Annotated in this window: 2 pseudogenes; one reads left to right on the top strand and one right to left on the bottom strand. The window is 75.9% G+C overall.

Going from position 1 to position 2,092, the window contains the following annotated elements:
* A pseudogene (locus tag ACXJKG_RS20800) lies at positions 1-351 on the bottom strand (hypothetical protein); the annotation flags it as partial.
* 220 nt (positions 352-571) lie between these two features.
* Here ACXJKG_RS20800 and ACXJKG_RS20795 point away from each other — a divergent pair.
* Positions 572-2,092: pseudogene (locus ACXJKG_RS20795) on the top strand (hypothetical protein); the annotation flags it as partial.

Genomic DNA, 2,092 nt, shown 5'->3' with positions numbered 1-2,092 from the left:
GGTCGGTGCCGGGCTCGGGGCCGGGGCGGCGACGTCGTCGACGGCGAGCGAGTGCCAGCCGGACAGGCCGGTGACGGTGCCGTGCGCGTCCGAGCCCACCCAGCCGGCGACGTCGGTGTCGCGGCCGACGGMGAGGACGACCGGGCCGCCGCCGGGCACGGTGACCTTGACGGTGACGGGGTCTCCGCCGAGCTCCAGGACACCGGGCTCGGTGACGAGGGTGTGCTGGTCGCCGGACGTCGTCGCCACGAGCACGTCGTCGGCTCGCCACACCGTCGCGGACGCGATGCCGAGACCGATGACGACCAGTCCGACGACGCCGACGGCGGCGATGATCAGTCGCTTGAGCACGCAGGATCCTCCAGGGACGAGAGGCCCCAGGATAGGCAGAGGGGCTCGTCACGACCGAACCGGGATCGAGTGGACGGATCGCCCCGGGTGTGCAGGCGAGCGCAGGAGGCCGACCGCAGCACCGTGAACACGCGTATCCTGTCCGCCGGGCTCCGGTAGTCGACGAGCGCCTCGACCGAGGCCGCTCCGCGCGGAGCCACCGTGCCCAGGAGGACTGCTCGTGCCCGACGCCCGGACCCCTTTCCCCGTCGTCAACTTCCGTGGATACGAGCGCGAAGCCGTCGACGAACGCATCTCCGGGCTCGAGAAGGCCCTCGCCGACGCCCGCGCCCAGGTGGAGTCGCTCGACGGCCGCGCCATGCAGGTCGCCGGTGAGCTCTCCGAGGCGCACCGCCAGCTCCGCGAGGCCGAGCGCCCCACCTACTCCGGGCTGGGCTCGCGCATCGAGCAGCTCCTGCGCTCCGCCGAGGAGCAGTCCTCGGACGTCGTGACGCAGGCGAACGCCCAGGCCGCCGACGCGCTGGCCCGCGCCAAGCTCGCCTCCGGCCAGCTGCGCGCCCGCGCCGAGAACGAGGTCGCCGAGGTCGTCGCCACCGCCCGCCGCGAGGCGGACGAGGTCCGCACGACGGCGTCGTCGGAGGCCGAGAGCACGCTCCTGGCCGCGCAGCGCCGGGCCGAGGAGCTCGTCGGCTCCGCCGAGCGCGAGGCCGCCCGCATCCAGAGCGCCATCACCACCGAGGAGAGCGAGCGGCGCAGCTCGCTCGAGCGCGAGCTCGGAACGCTGCGCGCCAGCGTCGAGCACGAGGCGACGCAGCTGCGCATCGCGACCGAGCGGACCGCCAGCGAGCTGCGGTCGCGCGCCGAGATCGAGACCACCGCCCAGCGCGAGGACGCCGAGCGCTACGCGCAGGACCTGCGACAGGGCGCGGACGCCGACACCACCGAGCTGCGTCAGCGCGTCGAGGCCGAGCTGGCCGCAGCCCGGGTCGAGGTCGACCGGTACGTGGCGCAGCAGCGCAGCGACGCCGCGGCCGAGGTGGGCGCCGCCCGCCAGCAGGCCGCCGAGGAGGTCACGTCGCTGCGCGTGCAGACGCAGGAGTACGCCGACGGCGTGCGTGCGGCGGCGGAGCGGGATGCCGCCGCGCTGCAGCAGCGGGTCGCCGCCGAGGTGGCCGCCCTGCGCGTCGAGGCCGAGCAGTACGCGGCCTTCGTCCGCGCCCAGGCCGAGCGCGAGACCGGCGAGCTGCGCTCGAAGACGTCCGACGAGCTCGCGGCCCAGCGGGCCGAGTCCGACCAGACGGTCGTGGCCCTGCGCGGCGACGCCGAGCGGTACGCGGCCGACCTGCGGGCGCAGGCCGAGCGCGAGACCGGCGAGCTGCGCGAGCGCGCCACCCACGAGACCGCCCACCTGCGCGACGTCACGACCCGCGAGGCCGCGGAGCTCCAGGAGGTCACCGCACGCGAGACCGGCGAGCTCCGGTCGGCCGCCGACCGGGAGACCGGCGAGCTGCGCGAGCGCACCCGCCTCGAGGTCGAGCGCGCGCTCACCGACGCGCGTCGGGCCGCTGCCGAGCTCACCACGTCGGCGAAGACTCACGCCGACGAGCTGGTGCGCTCCGCCGAGCAGCAGCTGGCGGACGCGGAGCTGACGATCGCCTCCCGCCGCGAGGCCGCCGAGCGCGAGGACGCCGAGCGCCACGAGACGGCACGGGCCGAGACCGAGCACCTGGTGCGCGACGCC

Source organism: Cellulomonas sp. P5_C6 (assembly GCF_054049635.1).
This window is presented reverse-complemented; position numbering and strand designations above follow the sequence as displayed.